Here is a 17,079-nt window from a genome sequence, read left to right on the forward strand (position 1 = left end):
GAGACGACGAAGGTCAGCGGCCAAGTTCGGCGCGCAACGTCTGGTGGGCGGTGTGGGCGATCCAGGGCGGTGACGGCCGGCGGGCACCGTGGCCGGAGGCGGGGATGAACCCGTTGACCGCGATGCTCCAGAACTCCGGCCGTGGTGTGGCGTGGCCGCGTTCGCTGCGGTAGATGACGATCACGTCCTGCCCGTCGGTGCGACGTGCGCGGGCGGTGATCCGGATCGCGACCCGCGTGCGGTCGCGGCGCTGCACCGGCTCGTCGTAGAGCAGCGAGACCGGCGTTGCGGGCAGTGTCCGGCACAGCTCGACGAGGACGCCGCGGGCGGTGTTCCAGGCGCCGTAGCCGTCGATGCTGCCGCGGTGCGGGATGTTGCAGGTCACCGATTCGGGCAGCAGGTAGGAGCGGCTCCAGTCGTAGGGGGTGAGCCACATTCGGTCTTCGGACATGGTCAGGCCACCCCCGTGTTCGCTTCGGTGATCGCGCGGGCCAGGCATTCGCCGGTGAAGCGACGGCTCTCGGCTTGGCGCTGCTTGGGCCAAGTGTGGGCTTCGGGTGCGATGATGTTCCAGGCGGCGGTGACGGCGGTGTCGGTGCAGAGCCCGTCGGCGTCAAGGCAGGGGTAGACGGCCTCGACGAGCCGGCACGCGTCGACGACACCGTCCACGAGGCACTTCTTGGACACCGCGGTGATGAGCGCGGTCTTGTGCCGTCGGGTCCGGTCCTGCTGCTCGGTCCAGTTCTCGGGTTCCGGTGTGATGCGGCGGCCGCCGAGTTCGGTTTCGATCAACTGGCACGCGCGGTCGTACGCGGACTCGCCGAGGCCACCGGGTTCGATGTGGACGGTGGATGTGGTCACGGGAACCTCCGTGTCGGGTGCGGGTGAACCGCCCTCCCCGGAGCACACCCGCGGTCCTGGGGCGCCCCTCAGCGCACGCGACAGACCGGGAGAAACCAGCGCCCGAGGGCCTGGGTGTGCTTTCTTGATGGCGGGCTTCCGCACCGACCGGATGGGAGTTCGGTCACGGTGTCGGACTAAGTGGTCCTTCGGCTGGTGACCGCAGGCGAAGCCCATTCGCCTTTCTAGTACCCGGTGGGGTCCGGCGCACAAGGTGACAACCTCGGCTGGCGTCGCTTCATCAGGACGATGCGGTCCTGGAGGAGAGTGACGTTACGTCTGCGGACGTGGCGAGTATCCAGGCCCGCGTTACGTGCATGGTTTGCGCAAGACAGAGCTGGAGGATGGCGCGCCACGCCTTTGGTGGTAGCGAGCGCGTCCGCGCCCAGGTGGCGACGACGATGACCGACTCCGATTTTGTGACGGTGGTCGGATTGGCCGAGGTGTGCCCGGGCGTGGCCCGCTGATGCAAAGCGCCTGCCCTCGCCTACAACTGCTTCTTTGCCCATGACGCGAAGAACTTGTTGGAGGGGAAGCTGCTGGTCAGGGCTTCTTGGTGCTGCAGGTGACGGTGGTCGACGCGTCCGTGCCGCTGGTGCCGCGGGCGGGGAACGCCATCTGGGTGTCGATGACGTTGCCGTTCGGGTCGACGATGGTGCAGCTGGCGCCACTCGGCATGGTCGACTGAACAGTGAGCTTGAGCGAGCCGGCCCGGATCTTCTCGGAGTTGCCGCCGTTTGCAAGGTCGAGCTTGCCGTCGCTGTCGTCGGAAACCCAGGAGGCGCTGACGTTGCCAGTGACGGCGACATGGTAGTCGACCGGTGGCGGGGCGGCGGGGAGCTGGACGAACAGGATGATGCCGGCGGAGACAATGAGGACGGCTGCAGCGACAGCAACGTACAGCAGGGTCCGGTTTCGGCGGGGCGACGCGGCCGCGGCCGCAGTCTGCGGCAGTTCGGCGTCCTGCTCGGTCATGGACAATTGCTCCTTCGGTCCTGGCGGCATCGCCATCGCGACGCGTGGTGTTACGGAACCGCGGGTCACTGTGCCCGATTGCACTGTGTATTCGGTAAATCCAGGCGGGCGTCGGCGGCTACTTCGCAGGCCGAGAAGCCGACCGTGGACGCTATGGATGGAAATTTTCTTTCTGATATGCGTCACCGGGTGTAAACGACGGGTGGAATGTCTGTTTTGTTGCAAATGACATTTCTGGCGGCCTTCAGAGTTACTTAGGTAACTAGTGGTTGTGCGGTAAATACCCCTCTTGGTCTATTCCCATGGGCGGTCCGATCAGTCAGGGTGATCACGGGTTCGTCGGGGGCCCGGCTGTGTGCTGGTTGCTCTTGACGAGGGGGATCTCGTGCGTTCTCGTGGTGCGCGTTGGCGCGCTCTTTTGCTCTGCGCCACAATCGGTTTCGGGACCGTTGTGACGGTTGCGCCGGCTTATGCCGATACGCCGCCTGTGGTTGTTCCGGACTCGGCTCCGGACGAGGTGACCGCTGCGGTGTACGCCCGTGAGGGGAACAAGCCGGTCGAGGTGACGTCGGAGACGACCGAGACTTCGCAGACCACAGCCAACCCGGATGGCTCGTGGACCATGACGCAGTACGTCCACCCGGTCCGGGTCAAGCAGGCCGGGGCGTGGACACCGGTTGACACGGCCTTGGCGCACCAGGCAGACGGGTCGATCGGTCCGAAGGCCGTCGCGGTCGACGTCAAACTCAATCCAGGTGGCGCCGGCTCGGCGGCCACGCCCATCGTGCAGGCCGGCCAGGACGGCAAGGAAGTCGGTCTGAAGTGGACCAGTGACCTGCCGGCACCTGCGCTGGACGGCGACACGGCCACCTACAGGGAAGTGCTTCCCGGCGTCGACTTGACGGTGAAGACCGTGCCCGAGGGCTTCACGGAGAATTTGGTCATCAAGACGCCGGAGGCGGCGAAGAACCCGAAGCTGCGGGAGATCCCGTTCGGCCTCCACACCCGCAACACCACGGTCTCGGTCGCAGAAGGCGAGGGCCGCGGCACACCTGCTCAAGCCACCCCGACCGACGGGCTCGAAGTCAAGGACACGTCCGGCGGAGTTGTGTTCTCCGGTGATGCGTCGCGGATGTGGGACTCCTCCGGGACCGGCACTCTCGCCGAACAGCAGGTGGGTGAGGGAGGCGGCCGACGTGAGGCGGTTATGGACGTCGCCCTCACGCAAGACAAGGTGACGATCACACCGGACCAGGCGTTCCTCGCCGACCCCGCGACCCGGTACCCCGTGTCGCTGGACCCGGGCTATTGGTGTGACTCGTGCGGGATTCAGGCGCACGTGGTGGTCCAGTCCGGTTATCCGGAGGCGAGGAACTGGAACGCCACGATCGGGGACTTGTCGAATCTCAAGGCCGGTTACGAGAACTACGACAGTGCCGGGACGTCACGGTCCTACATCCAGATGAATTCCGCGCGGCTCGGCGGCACGGTGGTGCACAGCGCCACGCTGAACACCACGATCCAGCACAGCGCCAGTTGCTCTCCGGCAGCGACCGGGTTGTGGTTGTCGAACCCGGCCAACTCCGACACCAGGTGGTCGGCGCAACCAGGTTGGGTCTATCAGGTGTCGACGATGAACACCGCGAACTGCCACGACGCGCCGAACGTGGCCGGGGTGTTCGACGCGACGAGAGCGGCAAAGGACGCGGCGGCGAATCACTGGCAGAACACGTGGTTCGCGCTCGCTGCGGCCAACGACGGCGATGGCATGGCGGCGTGGCGGCGGTTCGACCTGAACCCGTACTTCGCGGTGAACTACGACTCCTACCCGAACCCGCCGGCGAACCTGTCGATGCAGAACGGCCAGCTGCCGTGCACCTCGGGACCGAACCGACCCTGGGTGTATACGAAGACGCCGCAGATCGCCGGCCGGGTGTCCGACCCGGACGGTGGCACCGTCTACGGCAAGTTCGCGCTCGCCTACGGCGCGCTCGGTCACAACGTCTACACCCACGACAACGGCGCCAACCTGGTGCCGGTGGGCACGGCGGGGCCGAACCAGCAAGGGACGGCGCAGCTGGCCGCAGTCCCGGCCGGATGGATCAACGAGGACGGGATCTACAACTGGTCGATGCAGGCTTACGACGGTGAGCTGTGGTCGAACTGGGTCGGCAACTGCGAGTTCACCGTGGACACCAAGGTTCCGCTGCCGCCGAACCTCGCCATGGTCTCCTGGACCGACCCCAAAGTCCAAGGTGACCCGGCCAACTTCAGCGTGTGGACCTACATGGCCACCGACGGGCTGTACGACATTGACCACTTCATCTACACCACCGACGGCTCGGAGCCGCAGCCGCAGGGCTCACCGACTGCACCGGCGGTTCAGGGAACGGACGCCAACGGCAAGATGGTCGCCACGGCGAGCTTGGCGACAGTCGCGATCAACGGCAACCAGAACCTGATCAAGGTCAAGTCGGTCAACAAGGCCGGTATGCCCAGCCCCAACGCGACCTGTGTGGTGATCGCCGGGTCCAACCCGGCCCTGGACGGGCCGTCGTGCTCGTACCACGTACAGCCGCTCACCCCGGAAAAGGGCCTGGCCGCCGCCTGGGCAGTTGACGAGCCATCAGGGACCATGCTTGGCGACACCGCCACGGAGACACCGGGCAACGCAGGACTCGCCGCACATCCGGCGACTCTGGCCGGTGGCGTGACCCGGCAATCCGGCTATGACCACGGCAACACCTGGACCCATCCCGACACCAATGGCTACAGCGACGGCCTGAAGGGCGCGATCGGCCTGGACGGCTCCAGCGGTTACGCCCAGACCGCGGATCGCGTACTCGACCCCACGAAATCCTTCACCGTGGCGGCTTGGGCGAAGCTAACCGACACCGTTCACAGCCAGACGATCGTCGCGCAGGACGGCACGCAGTCCAGCCCGTACATGCTGCAGTACAACAAGGACACCAACTCCTGGATGTTCCGCGTGACCGCCGCAGACCAAGCGGCACCCAGTGAGGTCAAGCTCCAGTCCACCAGCCCGGCCAAGACCGGCGTCTGGACACACCTCGTCGCGACGTACGACGCGTCCACAAATGTGGCGTCTCTGTACGTCGACGGCGTGAAGCAGAAGACGGCCGTGGCGCGCCCGTGGGCCGCAGCCGGTGCGTTCGTCATCGGCGCCGGCAAGAGCAGCGGTGTCCGTGTCGACTACGTCCGCGGCTCAGTCGATGACGTCCAAGCCTGGCAGCGGACCCTCTCGGCGGCAGAAGCGCATGATCTGGCTAATACGGTGGTGCCGCTGGCCGCGTACAGGCTGGCCGAAGGCTGCGGCCCGGAGCTGACGTCGGCAACCTCGCGCGTTCCGTCGCTGCAGGCGGGCTGGTCACTCGGTGAAAGCAGCGGCACCGTGGCCAAGGACGCCACCCAGCACGGCAACGACATCACACTGACCGGTGGCTACGCGTGGGTTCCCGGGCGCAGCGGCGGAGGCCTCCAGCTGGACGGAGTCACCGGGTACGGCGCCACGACGAGACCGGTGATCGACACCGCCTCGTCGTTCACCGTGTCGGCCTGGGTCAATCCCGCTGACCTCAACGCCGGCTACACCGTCTTCTCCCAGGCGGGGGCCAACGCGCAGGCGCTCGTGCTGCGCTATGACAAGAGTCTGAACCGGTGGGCCTTCGGCATGAATCCGGCCGACGACGCCGCAGCCGCCACGAGCTGGGCTGTCGGTACGACCAGCCCGCAGATCGGCACCTGGACGTTGCTCACCGGCTTGTTCGACCAGGCGACGATGCGGCTGAGCCTCTACGTCGACGGCCGTCACCAGGCCGACTCGAGCCTCGCGCAGGCTCGGACCGCGAACGGGCCGCTCTACCTCGGTGGAGAGCAAGGAGCTCGCAACCTCTTCAAGGGGATCATCGATCAGGGTCAGGTGTGGGACCAGGCTCTCGCCGCCGACCAGATCGCCGCGATGAAGCCGTTCGCCTACTACGACTCGGTCACCCAGACCGAAGCCACTGCGACCGGCGCGGTCTCGCTCGGCACAGAGGCCGACGGCGCCGGCAATCCGGCAGCGTGTGCGGCGCAGTTCTCGATCAACGGCGGCGAGGTCGCGACACCGCGGCCGGCCAACCTGCGGACCGACAAGTCGTTCACCGTCGAGGCATGGGTCAAGCACAGCTGGACCGCGGCGGACGCGGCCGCCGACGGACCGATCGACCCGTCGCCGCGCGCGGTCGTGGGTGCCTCCGACGCTCAGTATTCGCCGTTGCTGTTCGGCTATCGGCCGTGGGCTGATGCTGCAGGAACCCTTCATGGCAGGTGGAGCTTGCTGATCGCGCCTTATGCGACGTCGGGCGCCGACGGCAGGTTCGCCCTCAGCGACGCCGACGCCGCGGACAACACCTGGACACACCTGGTTGCCACTTACGACGCCGCGACGGGCTACATGGCGTTGTACGTCAACGGGACCAAGCAGAGTTCGTTCGTCAACGCTCCCGACGGTGGTGGCGTTGTTGCCCGGGACTCAAACCTCCCACTCCTGCTCGGGCACGGGGTATGGACGGGGCAGCGCAGTGATGTCTGGTACGGCGGTCTCGCCGGCGTCCGCGTCTACAACGGCGTGCTGGACTCGGCGGGGATCCGGCGGGACAGGATCCTGGATGACCCCGGCAGCCTCTTCGGCGTCTTCCACTAGCTCAAATTCGGTTTCGGCGCTCCTGCGCCGCGTGCAACAGGGGATGGGTCGGCTATGACGAGCAGACGTGGGCTGTTCCGGACCAACCGCAGCAGACGGCTGGTCGCCTTCGGTATCGCGGTGGTGCTGTTCGGCTCGAGTCAGTCGGTCGCGCAGGCGGCGGGGGCCGGAGGCTGGCATGGACTGGGCTGGGATCGCCCGCCGCTGCAGCAAGCGCAGTCGGTCGACGGCGTCGACGGCGGCCTCCGACCGCCGGCCGGGCTGCCCACACCAAGCAGGTACAGCCCAGCCCCGGTCACCTGGCCGGCCGCAGCCACCGCTGAACTCGACCTGCCAGCCGACGGAGCGGCGAAGGCATCGGCTGGTCAGCCGGTGGCTTTGTCACGGTCACATGCGACGGGGACGACTGTTGCCCGCCGCGCGGCGGGCAAGGTCCGCATCAGCACCCTCGATCAGGCCACTACGGCCAAGACCGGTATCAAGGGTGTGCTCGTCAAGGCCGAGCCCGTGCGCGGCGACACCGGGGGACCGGTGACGATCGACGTCGACTACCGCTCATTCGGCGACGCGTACGGCGGCGACTTCGGCAGCCGCCTGCACCTCGTGGAATACCCGTCGTGCCTGCTGACGACGCCGGACAAGCCCGCGTGCCACATCGGCACGCCGCTGAACTCGGCCAACAACGGCAAAACCCGGCACGTCACCGCCGACGTCACGCTTCCCCTCGCCCAGACGAGCACACAGGCCGGTACGGCGACGCAGATGCTCGTCGCCGCGGAAGCCGACACCAAGGGCGGCGACGGCGACTTCAGCGCGACCGACCTCAAACCGTCCGGTGCCTGGAAGGCCGGTGGCTCTTCGGCGGACTTCACTTACTCCTACCCGATCAGCACGCCCTCCGCCGTCGGCGGGACCGGCCCGTCGGTCAGCCTGAACTATTCCTCGAGCGCGGTCGACGGTCTCACCTCGGCGACCAACAACCAGGCCTCGGGCATCGGCGACGGCTGGAGCCTGGCGGGCGCCGGGTTCATCGAACGCCGCTACAAGAGTTGCGGTCAGGACCTGGGCGGTAACAACAACCAGACCAAGACCGGCGATCTGTGCTCGTTCAGCGACAACGCCACCATCTCCTTCTCCGGCGCCAACGGTGACCTCGTCTTCGATAAGGACAAGAAGATCTGGCACCCGAAGGACGACGACGGCACCCGCGTCGAACGCCTCACCGGCGGCGCCAACGGCGACAAGTTCGGCGAGTACTGGAAGGTCACCACACCCGACGGCGTCCAGTACTTTTTCGGCCTCAACCACCTGCCCGGTTGGGGGTCGGGCAAGGCGGAGACCCAGTCGACGTGGACCGTTCCGGTGTTCGGCAACAACACCGACGAGCCGTGCAACGCCGCAACTTACGCCGCGTCCTGGTGCAACCGCGCCTGGCGTTGGAACCTCGACTACGTCGTCGACCCGCACGGCAACGCGATCTCCTACTACTACCAGCCGGAGACGAACTACTACGGGCTCAACCGCAATGCGTCCACGGCGAACAACCCCGGCACGCTCTACACGCGTGGCGGGTACCTGCAGAAGATCGAATACGGGTTCAACACGAAGTTCGGCGATACCTTCGGCCACGCACCCGCGCAGGTCGTGTTCGGCGCGGCGGAGCGGTGCTTCCCGAGCGGCGCGATCACCTGTGATCCGGGCCAGCTGAACTCCGGCACCGCCACGTCGTGGCCGGACGTGCCTTCGGAAACGATCTGCGCCCAGGGCGCGGTCTGTACTTACGGCTCGCCGAGCTTCTTCTCCCGCAAGCGCTACACCAAGATCACCACCCAGGTCTCCGACGGCGGCACCGGTTGGAGACCCGTCCGGGAGTTCACCCTCGGGCAATCCTTCCCGGCCACCACCGACGGGAACAAGACCGCGCTGTGGCTGGACTCGGTCATCGAGACCGGCAAGATCGTGAGCCCGAACACCGTCGGCCCGTCCGTGACACTGCCGGCGACCACATTCCACCCGCTGGCGTTGGCCAACCGCGTCAATTCGAGCCAGTACACGGCGCTCACGCGTAACCGCATCGACGCCATTACCAACCCGCAGGGCGGCCTGACGGGCATCACTTACGACGACCCCGAGTGCGTGCCCGGCGCCACGATGCCCGACCCGGCAGACCTCAAGGACAACAAGCTGTCCTGCTATCCGGTCTACTGGACTCCGCCGGGCGCCGACAACCCCGTCCTGGACTACTTCAACAAGTTCCGCGTCAAGCTGGTCGTGGACGAACCCTTCGTCACCGCGACCGCCCAACAGAACACGGTCACCCGCTACGAGTATTTGGGTGGCGCGGCCTGGCACTACGACGACGACCCGTTCACCGACCCGAAGTACCGCACCTGGTCGCAATGGCGCGGGTACGGTGACGTCAAAACCACCACCGGCGTCGGCCCAGCGGCAGGTGACCCGTCGGGTCCGCCGGTGGTCACCGAGACCTACTACCTCCGCGGCATGGAGGGGGCGACGGTGACCAGTGACAACTGGCAGGAGTCGTACACCGACCGCAAGGAGGTCGCCGGTTTCGTCCGCGAGACCGTCACCTACCGCGACGGTGTGATCATCGGCGGCACCTTGAACGAGCCGTGGGTGTCGGACCCCACCGGCACCGCCGCGGACGGCCGCACGTCGGCCTACGTCGACACGGACACCAGCCGGACTCGCACCTGGCTCGACACCACCAAGACCTGGCGGATCTCACGGACCCACACCACCTACGGCAAGTACGGCCTCGCGACCGCCGTGCAAACCGAAGGGGACACCACCGACCCGAAGCAAACCACCTGCATGACCACGACGTATCTGGAGAACACGGCGGCGTGGCTGGTCAGCTACGCGAGCCAAGTGCGGAAGCTTTCCGGCGCCTGTGACACCAAGGCCAATCCGGCCGGATCCGGCAACATCATCAGCGACGTCCGCAACTACTACGACACCCAGGCATTCGGCGCCGCACCCACGAAGGGCAGCGTCACCCAGACCGACACGCTCGACGACTGGCCCGACACCGGCACCGAGAAATGGACGGTGCCGGCCACGACGACGGTCAACGACGACTACGGCCGGCCGACGAGCGCGACCGACGCGCTCGGGCTGACCACCACCAACGCCTACACCCCGGCCAGCGGCGGACCGCTGACCCAGGTCGACACCACGACACCGCCGGTCACCACGGCCGCGAACGCGCCCAAATTCACCTCGACCAAGTACCTCGACCCGGTGTCCGGCATCTCGATCGCAGGCAAGGACGCCAGCGGTCTGCGGACTGACGCGAACCAGGACGCGCTCGGCCGCATCGTCTCGGTGTGGAAGCCCGGCCACAGCAAAGCCGCGAACGCCCCGGCGGACGTCAAATACACCTATGACGTGAAGAACACCGGCGGGATCAGCAATGTGGCCGCCCAGACACTGCTCGCCAACGGTCAGTACACGACCTCGTACACGCTCTACGACGGCCTCGGGCGTGCCATCCAGACCCAGGCCCCGCGTGCTGACGACGGGCCGGGCCGGGACATCACCGACACCTACTACGACTCGCAAGGCCGGGCCTACAAGACCCACAATGCCTACTGGAACAGTGCGGCGCCATCGGCGACGCTCTATGTCGCCAACGACGAATCCGTCCCCAATACCACCCTGACCACGTACGACAGCGCCGGCAGTGCTCGAGCAAGTGCCTACCTGCTCAACGGAGTCGAACAGTGGCGCACCACGACGATCCCCGACGGTGACCGCACAACCATGATTCCACCCGCCGGCGGCACCGCCACCACGGCGATCACCAACGGGCTCGGGCAGACCGTCCAGCTCCTGCAGTACAAGGATCCGACGAAGACCGCCGCCGGCTCACCGGCCGACACCACGACCTACACCTATACCCGCAGTGGAAAACAAGCCACGGTCACCGACACCACCGGCAAGAACGTCTGGTCGTTCGACTACGACCTGCACGACCGGAAGATCAGATCGACCGACCCCGACACCGGCAAGACGGCCTACATCTACGACGCCGACGACCGGCTGCTGACCAGCACCGACGCCCGCAACCGGCTGATCAGCTACACCTACGACAACCTCGGTCGCAAGACCGCGGAATACGACGGCCCGGCCGCGACCGGCACCAAAATCGCCGGCTGGACCTACGACACGTTGCTGCCCGGTCAGCCCACCAGCTCAACCCGCTACGTCGGCACCAAGGCCTACACCAAGGAAACCACGGGTTACGACACCGCGGGACGCTCCACCGGCAGCAAGGTCACCATCCCGGCCGGTGAAACGGGGCTCTCCGGCACCTACAGCTTCTCCACCACCTACGACCCGAATTCCGGCGCCGTCAGCACGGTGACCAGCCCCAAAGCCGGTGGTCTGGCCGTCGAGCAACTGTCCTTCGACTACTACAGCCGCGGCGCCGTGAAGACACTGACCTCCAGCACGGGCTCGCAGATGGTGTCGAACACCAGCTACAACGAGACCGGCCAGGTCCTGCGCACCGACTTCAACGACCCCACGAGCCCATATCAGGTTTCGGTCACCAACACCTACGAGAATGGTACTAACCGGCTCGCCACGGTCCAGGCCCAACGATCGACCCAAACCGGCTACTGGATCGCCAACCGCGTCTACACCTACAACCCGATCGGCAACATCACCAAGATCGCCGACACCCCACCCGACGCCAAATCGGACACGCAGTGCTTCCAGCAGGACTACCTGCAGCGGCTCACCGAGGCCTGGACCCCCGCCTCCGGCGACTGCGTGGCCCAGTCGGCAGCGGCGTCGATCGACGGTGCCGCGCCCTACTGGACGTCCTGGACCTTCGACGACACCGGAAACCGCAAGACCCAGGTCCAGCACACCACGACCGGCGACGTCACCAGCACCTCAACCTACCCGGCCGCCGGGGACAAGAGGCCACACGCCGTCAAGGCCGTCACCACCGACCGCGCCAGCGGACCGGCCCAGACCGATTACACCTACACCGACACCGGCAGCACCGAAACGCGAGGGCCGGCCGGCTCGGCGCAGACGTTCACCTACGACGCCGAAGGTCACGTCGCCACGGCGCAGGAAGCGAACGGCGCCGCCAGCAACTACCTCTACGACGCCGACGGCAAACTCCTCATCACCAAGGACCCGTCCGGCACGACGTTGTCGATGGGCGACATGGAACTGTTCGTCCCGACCGGCGGATTCTTCGCATCGGGCACGCGTTTCTACAGCTACAACGGCCAGGTCATCGCGACCCGGACCAGCTCCAGTGGCCTGAGTTGGAAGCTGACCGATCATCACGGCACGACCTATGCCACGGTGGACGCGGCCAACCTCACGGTGAGAAAGCGCTGGCAGGACCCCTACGGCGCTGACCGCGGCACACCGGCGTCGACGTGGCCGGACAAGCACGGCTTCCTCGGCGGCTACCAGAACACCACCGGCGTCACCCACATCGGCGCTCGCGACTACGATCCGCTGACCGGGCGGTTCATGACCGCGGACCCGGTGCTCGACACCAGCAACCCGCAGGCGCTTAACGCCTACAGCTACGGCAACAACAGCCCGGTGTCGTTCAGTGACCCCACGGGCATGGTCCTGCAGATCGACGGCCGGCCCGCCTACATCGGCTCGGCCGCGATCACCACCATGAGCCCCGCGAATAGGGACCGAGCGAATCGTTACAACACCGGTGTGGCTCGCAATTGGATCACGGCCGGGATCAAGGCGCCGTCATATCCGGCGTGGGTCGGGAAGGACACTCACCTGGTTTCGCCGAAGGTGCGGCGGGCGATGTGGGAAACGAAGTTCGCCAACTGGTCGCTGGAGCCTCCGGATCGGCGGCCACCGGATTTTGATCAGTTCGAAGCCGCGTTCTGTTTCGAGAACCCCGACGTTCGTGCCTGTGATCATTCGCCACCCAGTCTCGAAGAGACGGCCTCCGTGGCGGCCCTGCTCATCCCGTGGGGCGCTGTGTTCCGCCTTGGCGGCGAGGCAGCCGCCGGAATAATCGCGGGCCTCGAAGGAGCCGTTTCGGCAGGCGGCGCCGTCGCCGGCGGAGTCGGCGCCAGCGCGTTGGCGGATCTGGGCGCGGCGGCTACCGCTGCCAAGATTGCGGCTGACGCAGCGCGCGGTGATGGAGCGTTGGCTGCATGTTCGCCTAGGAACAGTTTCTCTGGTGACACACCGGTGCTCATGGCGGACGGAACCAGCAAGCCGATCGCCGAAGTGAAGGTTGGCGACGAAGTCAAGAACGCCGAGCCCGAAGACAGCTTGACCGAGCATCATGTCGTGACGGCGCTGCACATCACGGACGACGACCGGGACTTCGTGGGCGTGACAGTGGCGACGTCCACTGGATCGCAGACTATCGTCACGACGGCCCATCACCCATTCTGGGACACGACGAACCACACCTGGACCGACGCCACTGAACTCAGCTTGGGCGACCAGCTGTCCACACCGGGTGGCGGTCGGATCGCTGTGCAGGGTCTGCGTCGATACACTGCGGGCAACAGAACCTACAATCTCACGGTAGACGCTGTTCACACGTACTATGTGATGGCGGGCAACGTGCCGGTCTTGGTTCACAACGATGGTGAGGACGACTACAACCAGGCGATCAACAAAGCATTGGCGTGGCTTGACGAGCGAGGGTTCGTGGCTGAGCGGCCGACGATCGGAAAGTTCGGCACTATCGCTGGCCAGCCGGTGGGTATGCAGACAGCGGATGGTAAGACTGGTTTTCGGGTAGAGTTTGACGAGAGGAGCGGTGCTCATATCAACGTTTGGAGCGGCAAAGAAAAAGGCCCGCATTTCACCTTCGGTGCAGGCGAGTCGACCGTGACGAAGCTTCAACGGCTATATGGATGTAAGTAATGTCTGGTAACTATTGGGAAGATCACGTGTATTCCCAAGAGCCACTGGCAAGCCTCGAGCGTGTGGGCGACTCGAGCGTCTTCGCGTGGCTTCATGAACACTTGCCTGTCGGTCAATCCAAGATAGACTGGGGCAACGTCCAAGTTGGTCATTCTCATTGGAAGCTGGATGAGGGTGATGGGCAGTCGAGCGCCATGGTTATCCAAGAGGTTTCCAGGAGAATCCGGCCCGGATCAATGGTCGAACATGTGGGGGATGGACTCTCGCCGTCAGGCGTCCGTTTTAATGAGACAAATGCTTCCGCGGTTGTCGGCGCGCTGCTGGAGATACCGGAGCACCACTACTTTGTCGCTGATGATCGCTCGTGGATAGTGGTCGTCACGACAGAGGGCGACCTTGATGTCTTGGACCGTCAATCGGACACATGACCTGCGCCGGGGCGGGCGAGTCGGGCTACGGGACCACGGTTCGGGCTCGTCGGAATCCCACGGTTCGCCGGTGTCGTCGCGGTCGTTGACCAGGTACTCGCCGTTGCCGCCGCACACGTAGCAGCCAGCGAGGGCGCACAGCCCGCGCATGCGAGTTTTTCGGTATCGGGAGGGAATCGTGATCGTCGGCTCCGTCACGCGCGCTCCTTCTTCGGTCGGTTTCCGGGGCGAGGCCGCCGGGCTGAACGGGGCCACGCGAGCACGGTGCGGCCCGGGACTCCCGCCGGCCGACGGAAGATCCGCACGATGGCGGTCTCGGGCCGCGCCGTGCTTTTCTGATGACCGGGGCAGTCCGGGCGGCGTCCCGGCGATTCGGGCTGCTGGCTACTTCTCGGGCTGGGCCCCGAGAACCGGCACGAAGTGCACGCAGACGGTCGGTTCGCGTTGGCCGGCGGCGGAAATCACGACGTCGATCGCGTCGCGCAGGCATTCGCGCACGGCGTGGTGGCTGGGGCGGCGCGTCGGGTGGTGATGGACGACGACCGAGTCGAGTGGCCGGGGACGTTCGCGGTGCTCGCCGCAGTGGAGTTCGTCGATGCTGGAAAGCGTGGCGACGAACCCGATCCCGTCGTGGAAGCTGATCTGTAGCCGCGCCCGGGTTTGCCGGCCGCCCGCGGCCGGCTGGCCGAGGTTCCAGTACGCGGTCGCGGTGTGGCCTTCGCGGCGGACGGCGGGATGGGCGTGGGGCTCGATCGCGGTGGCGATGACCGGTTCGGTCGGTGCGGTGGGTTCGGCGTTGTGCGGGTGGACGTCGGTCTTGTGGATGGTGTAGCCCGAGCCGGGCTTGTCGCCGTCGATGGCCAGGTACATGCCTTGGTCCTGCACGACGGTGCCCAACTGGGTCACCGTGTCGTAGTCGAACTGGACGCGGTCACCGGCTGTGTAGCGGTGCTGGAGCAGGGGCAGCCAGCCGTCGGGGATCAGGTGGGCGGGGATGAGGGCCTTTTCCAGGTCGGTGCTGTCGGGTCGTCGCTGCCAGAGCCAGACCAGCGTCGGCATGCTCGGCGTGGCGGCGGGATCCGTCGGGGTGGTCTCGGGCATGGCGACCTCTTCTGTGTCAGTGGGTTCGGGGCCGGCGGGCGGGTGCGGGGCGGTCGGTGAGGACGCGGGGGTGTTCGCGGCCGGCTGCGATGCCGTCGCGGATGGTCCTGGCCAGCTCGTAGCGGTCGAAGTCGGCGACGCCGAGGTGGCGACGGGCGGCGTCGGTGAGGTGGTGGGTGATCGCGGGGGCGCTGATCCAGCCGTTGCCCAGCAGCTCGCCGAGTGCCGCGGCGGCGGCGAAGACGGCGATGTGGCGGTGGCCTTCGGTGGCGGTGGCGACATTGCGGCACTCGGCGGCGACGGCGGCCTGGACGTAGGCGGTGACCCGTCTGCTGGTTGCCGGCAGCCCCGGAACTGTCGCGGGGCGAGGCGGTGGTGGCGGCGGGGTGAGGGCGGTGACCAGCCATCCGGGCAGGAGGGCGACCGGCAGGTCCCAGGCGACGGTGTAGGGCACGGGCACCCCGTGGACGGTCGCCAGCGACCCGGGTGCGGTGATGAGGGCGCCGGGGCCGCGGGTGTCGACGTGCCAGCCGAGCCCGCGGCCGCGGGCGCCGACGGTGCTGCGCAGCCGTGACCCGGGCGGTCGATAGAAGTACCGGTGCTCGCCGCCGCGCGGGGTCGCGACGGTGAAGGTGTCCACCGGGTCGGGTTCATCGGCGTGGCGGGCGAGCAGCGCGAGGACGTCTCGGCCGTGGGCGACGCCCCGCCGCGCCCACCCCGGCGGTATCCGCCCGTGCGCGGCGTCGAGGTCGAGCACCAGCAAACCTGCGGTTCCGCAGTTGATGCCGACATTGCTGGCCGGGTAGCGGGTCCACCAGCGGCGGATGCGGCCTGGATCGCAGGTCGCCCGCTGCTGCCAGCCGTCGATGGCTGGCCTTTTGCCGCGGGGGACGAGCGGAAATACCGGCCACCCGCGTGCGGCGGCGTCGAGAGCGGCATTGAGGAGAGGGCCGGTGGACACTTTCGCGCCGGTGAGCGGCATGGCCGTGGTCATGGCACCAGCTCGGCGGGAATGGGGGAGGGGACGGGGTCGATGACCATGGCGGCGGCGTTGTCTTTGCCGCCGAAGTACCGCGCCGCGAGGGTGATCCGGTTCGCGCACGCGCTCGGGTCGCTGAAAGTTCGTAGGGCGCGTACGAAGGAAGCGTGGGGGACGGGTTGGTGGACTCCGTCGCTGGTCAGCAGGAGCCGACGTCGCGGGCCGGTGGTGGTGACGTGGCCGATGGTGTCGGGCGTGGCGGTGGCCGCGGAGTTGGTGACGACGTGGTCCTGCGCGGCGGCCAGGTCCTCAAGGTCGCGGGGCCGGTCGCGGTAGCGCTCGGCGAGGCCCTCGCGCAGCTGTTGGCCGTAGGTGTGGTCGACGGTGAGCTGGGTGAGGATGGCGGTGGCGGGGTCGTATTCGTAGGCGCGGCAGTCCCCGACCCACGCGATGTCCCACCCGTCGCCCTGCTCGGGCGGGACCGGGGCGGCGACGACCATGGTGGTGTCGCCGTCGAGCAGGGCGGCGAGGGTGCCGGTGGCGGCGAGCAGCCCGGCGCGGGCACCGCGGTCCGCGGCGACGTAGGCGGCGGTCGCCGCGGCGCTGCCGGCGGCGTGGGTGGCCAGCGGGTTGTCGCCGATGCCGTCGGCCAGGGCCCAGCCGTGGCGGGTTCCGGTGGTGGAGACGTGGGTGCCGGTGGCGTCGGCCTGGTGGGCGCGGCCGCCGATACGGGTGGCCGCACCGGGCAGGTAGGCCGGGTGTTCCGCTGCGTAGCGGCGGTGGTGGCGGGCCAGGACGCGGGCGTCGCGGTTGGATTCGGCGACCTCGGCCAAGCCGCAGCGGCAGGTGGCGTGTGTCCACGCCGGGCCGGGCGGGAGCTGGGCATGGGGCCAGACAGCGTGGTGCCCGGCGGCGTAGGTGCTGGTGCGGTGAATGTGGCCGAAGACCGGCGGAAGGTGCGGGTGCATCGAGGTGGCTCCGTTCACGCGTGGGGCTGATGACTAGCTCGGCGGAAGGCGACGACGTAGGGACAACTGGCACCGGGGCGGGCCCGGCACGAGATGTGCGGGCCCGCCCCG

Annotated in this window: 9 protein-coding genes; 2 read left to right on the forward strand and 7 right to left on the reverse strand. The window is 67.3% G+C overall.

The annotated features are described in order from the left end of the window. Positions 1-13: 13 nt before the first annotated feature. The 3 genes from AB0M59_RS29845 to AB0M59_RS29855 form a co-directional block, all read right to left on the reverse strand. Positions 14-451: a hypothetical protein gene (locus AB0M59_RS29845; RefSeq protein ID WP_364621541.1), complete on the reverse strand. Its 438-nt coding sequence runs from the start codon at positions 449-451 to the stop codon at positions 14-16. A 2-nt stretch (positions 452-453) separates the two neighbouring features. After that, positions 454-861 (reverse strand): hypothetical protein, encoded by a 408-nt coding sequence (locus AB0M59_RS29850; protein ID WP_364621543.1) that lies wholly within the window; start codon positions 859-861, stop codon positions 454-456. A gap of 582 nt (positions 862-1,443) precedes the next feature. Then, positions 1,444-1,875, reverse strand: coding sequence for a hypothetical protein (locus AB0M59_RS29855; RefSeq protein WP_364621545.1), 432 nt, complete (start codon positions 1,873-1,875; stop codon positions 1,444-1,446). A gap of 385 nt (positions 1,876-2,260) precedes the next feature. On the opposite strand from AB0M59_RS29855, the gene AB0M59_RS29860 reads away from it, so the two are divergent. Together AB0M59_RS29860 and AB0M59_RS29865 are read left to right on the forward strand one after the other, a co-directional pair. Next, entirely contained in the window at positions 2,261-6,580 is a 4,320-nt protein-coding gene (locus AB0M59_RS29860) for a LamG domain-containing protein (RefSeq protein ID WP_364621548.1), read from the forward strand. Positions 6,581-6,634: 54 nt separating this feature from the next. After that, positions 6,635-13,492 carry a polymorphic toxin-type HINT domain-containing protein gene (locus AB0M59_RS29865; protein WP_364621550.1) on the forward strand — a complete coding sequence of 2,286 codons (6,858 nt, stop codon included), beginning with the start codon at positions 6,635-6,637 and terminating at the stop codon, positions 13,490-13,492. 269 nt (positions 13,493-13,761) lie between these two features. Here AB0M59_RS29865 and AB0M59_RS29870 read toward each other — a convergent pair whose 3' ends face one another. From AB0M59_RS29870 to AB0M59_RS29885, 4 genes are all read right to left on the reverse strand, one after another. Further along, positions 13,762-14,118 (reverse strand): hypothetical protein, encoded by a 357-nt coding sequence (locus tag AB0M59_RS29870; RefSeq protein ID WP_364621552.1) that lies wholly within the window; start codon positions 14,116-14,118, stop codon positions 13,762-13,764. A gap of 186 nt (positions 14,119-14,304) precedes the next feature. Further along, positions 14,305-15,021, reverse strand: coding sequence for a hypothetical protein (locus tag AB0M59_RS29875; RefSeq protein WP_364621554.1), 717 nt, complete (start codon positions 15,019-15,021; stop codon positions 14,305-14,307). Between the two features lie 16 nt (positions 15,022-15,037). Next, positions 15,038-16,015, reverse strand: coding sequence for a bifunctional DNA primase/polymerase (locus tag AB0M59_RS29880; protein WP_364621557.1), 978 nt, complete (start codon positions 16,013-16,015; stop codon positions 15,038-15,040). Then, entirely contained in the window at positions 16,012-16,968 is a 957-nt protein-coding gene (locus AB0M59_RS29885) for a hypothetical protein (RefSeq protein WP_364621558.1), read from the reverse strand. The genes AB0M59_RS29880 and AB0M59_RS29885 overlap by 4 nt, the downstream gene beginning before the upstream one ends. Positions 16,969-17,079 lie beyond the last annotated feature (111 nt).

The organism is Amycolatopsis sp. NPDC051371 (assembly GCF_040682155.1).
GTDB lineage: Bacteria > Actinomycetota > Actinomycetes > Mycobacteriales > Pseudonocardiaceae > Amycolatopsis.

Excerpts from the sequence above, each read along its gene's own strand:
- AB0M59_RS29885 (WP_364621558.1), bottom strand. The coding sequence starts at position 16,968 with ATGCACCCGCACCTTCCGCCGGTCTTCGGCCACATTCACCGCACCAGC.
- AB0M59_RS29880 (WP_364621557.1), bottom strand. The coding sequence starts at position 16,015 with ATGACCACGGCCATGCCGCTCACCGGCGCGAAAGTGTCCACCGGCCCT.
- AB0M59_RS29855 (WP_364621545.1), bottom strand. The coding sequence starts at position 1,875 with ATGACCGAGCAGGACGCCGAACTGCCGCAGACTGCGGCCGCGGCCGCG.
- AB0M59_RS29875 (WP_364621554.1), bottom strand. The coding sequence starts at position 15,021 with ATGCCCGAGACCACCCCGACGGATCCCGCCGCCACGCCGAGCATGCCG.
- AB0M59_RS29865 (WP_364621550.1), top strand. The coding sequence starts at position 6,635 with ATGACGAGCAGACGTGGGCTGTTCCGGACCAACCGCAGCAGACGGCTG.
- AB0M59_RS29845 (WP_364621541.1), bottom strand. The coding sequence starts at position 451 with ATGTCCGAAGACCGAATGTGGCTCACCCCCTACGACTGGAGCCGCTCC.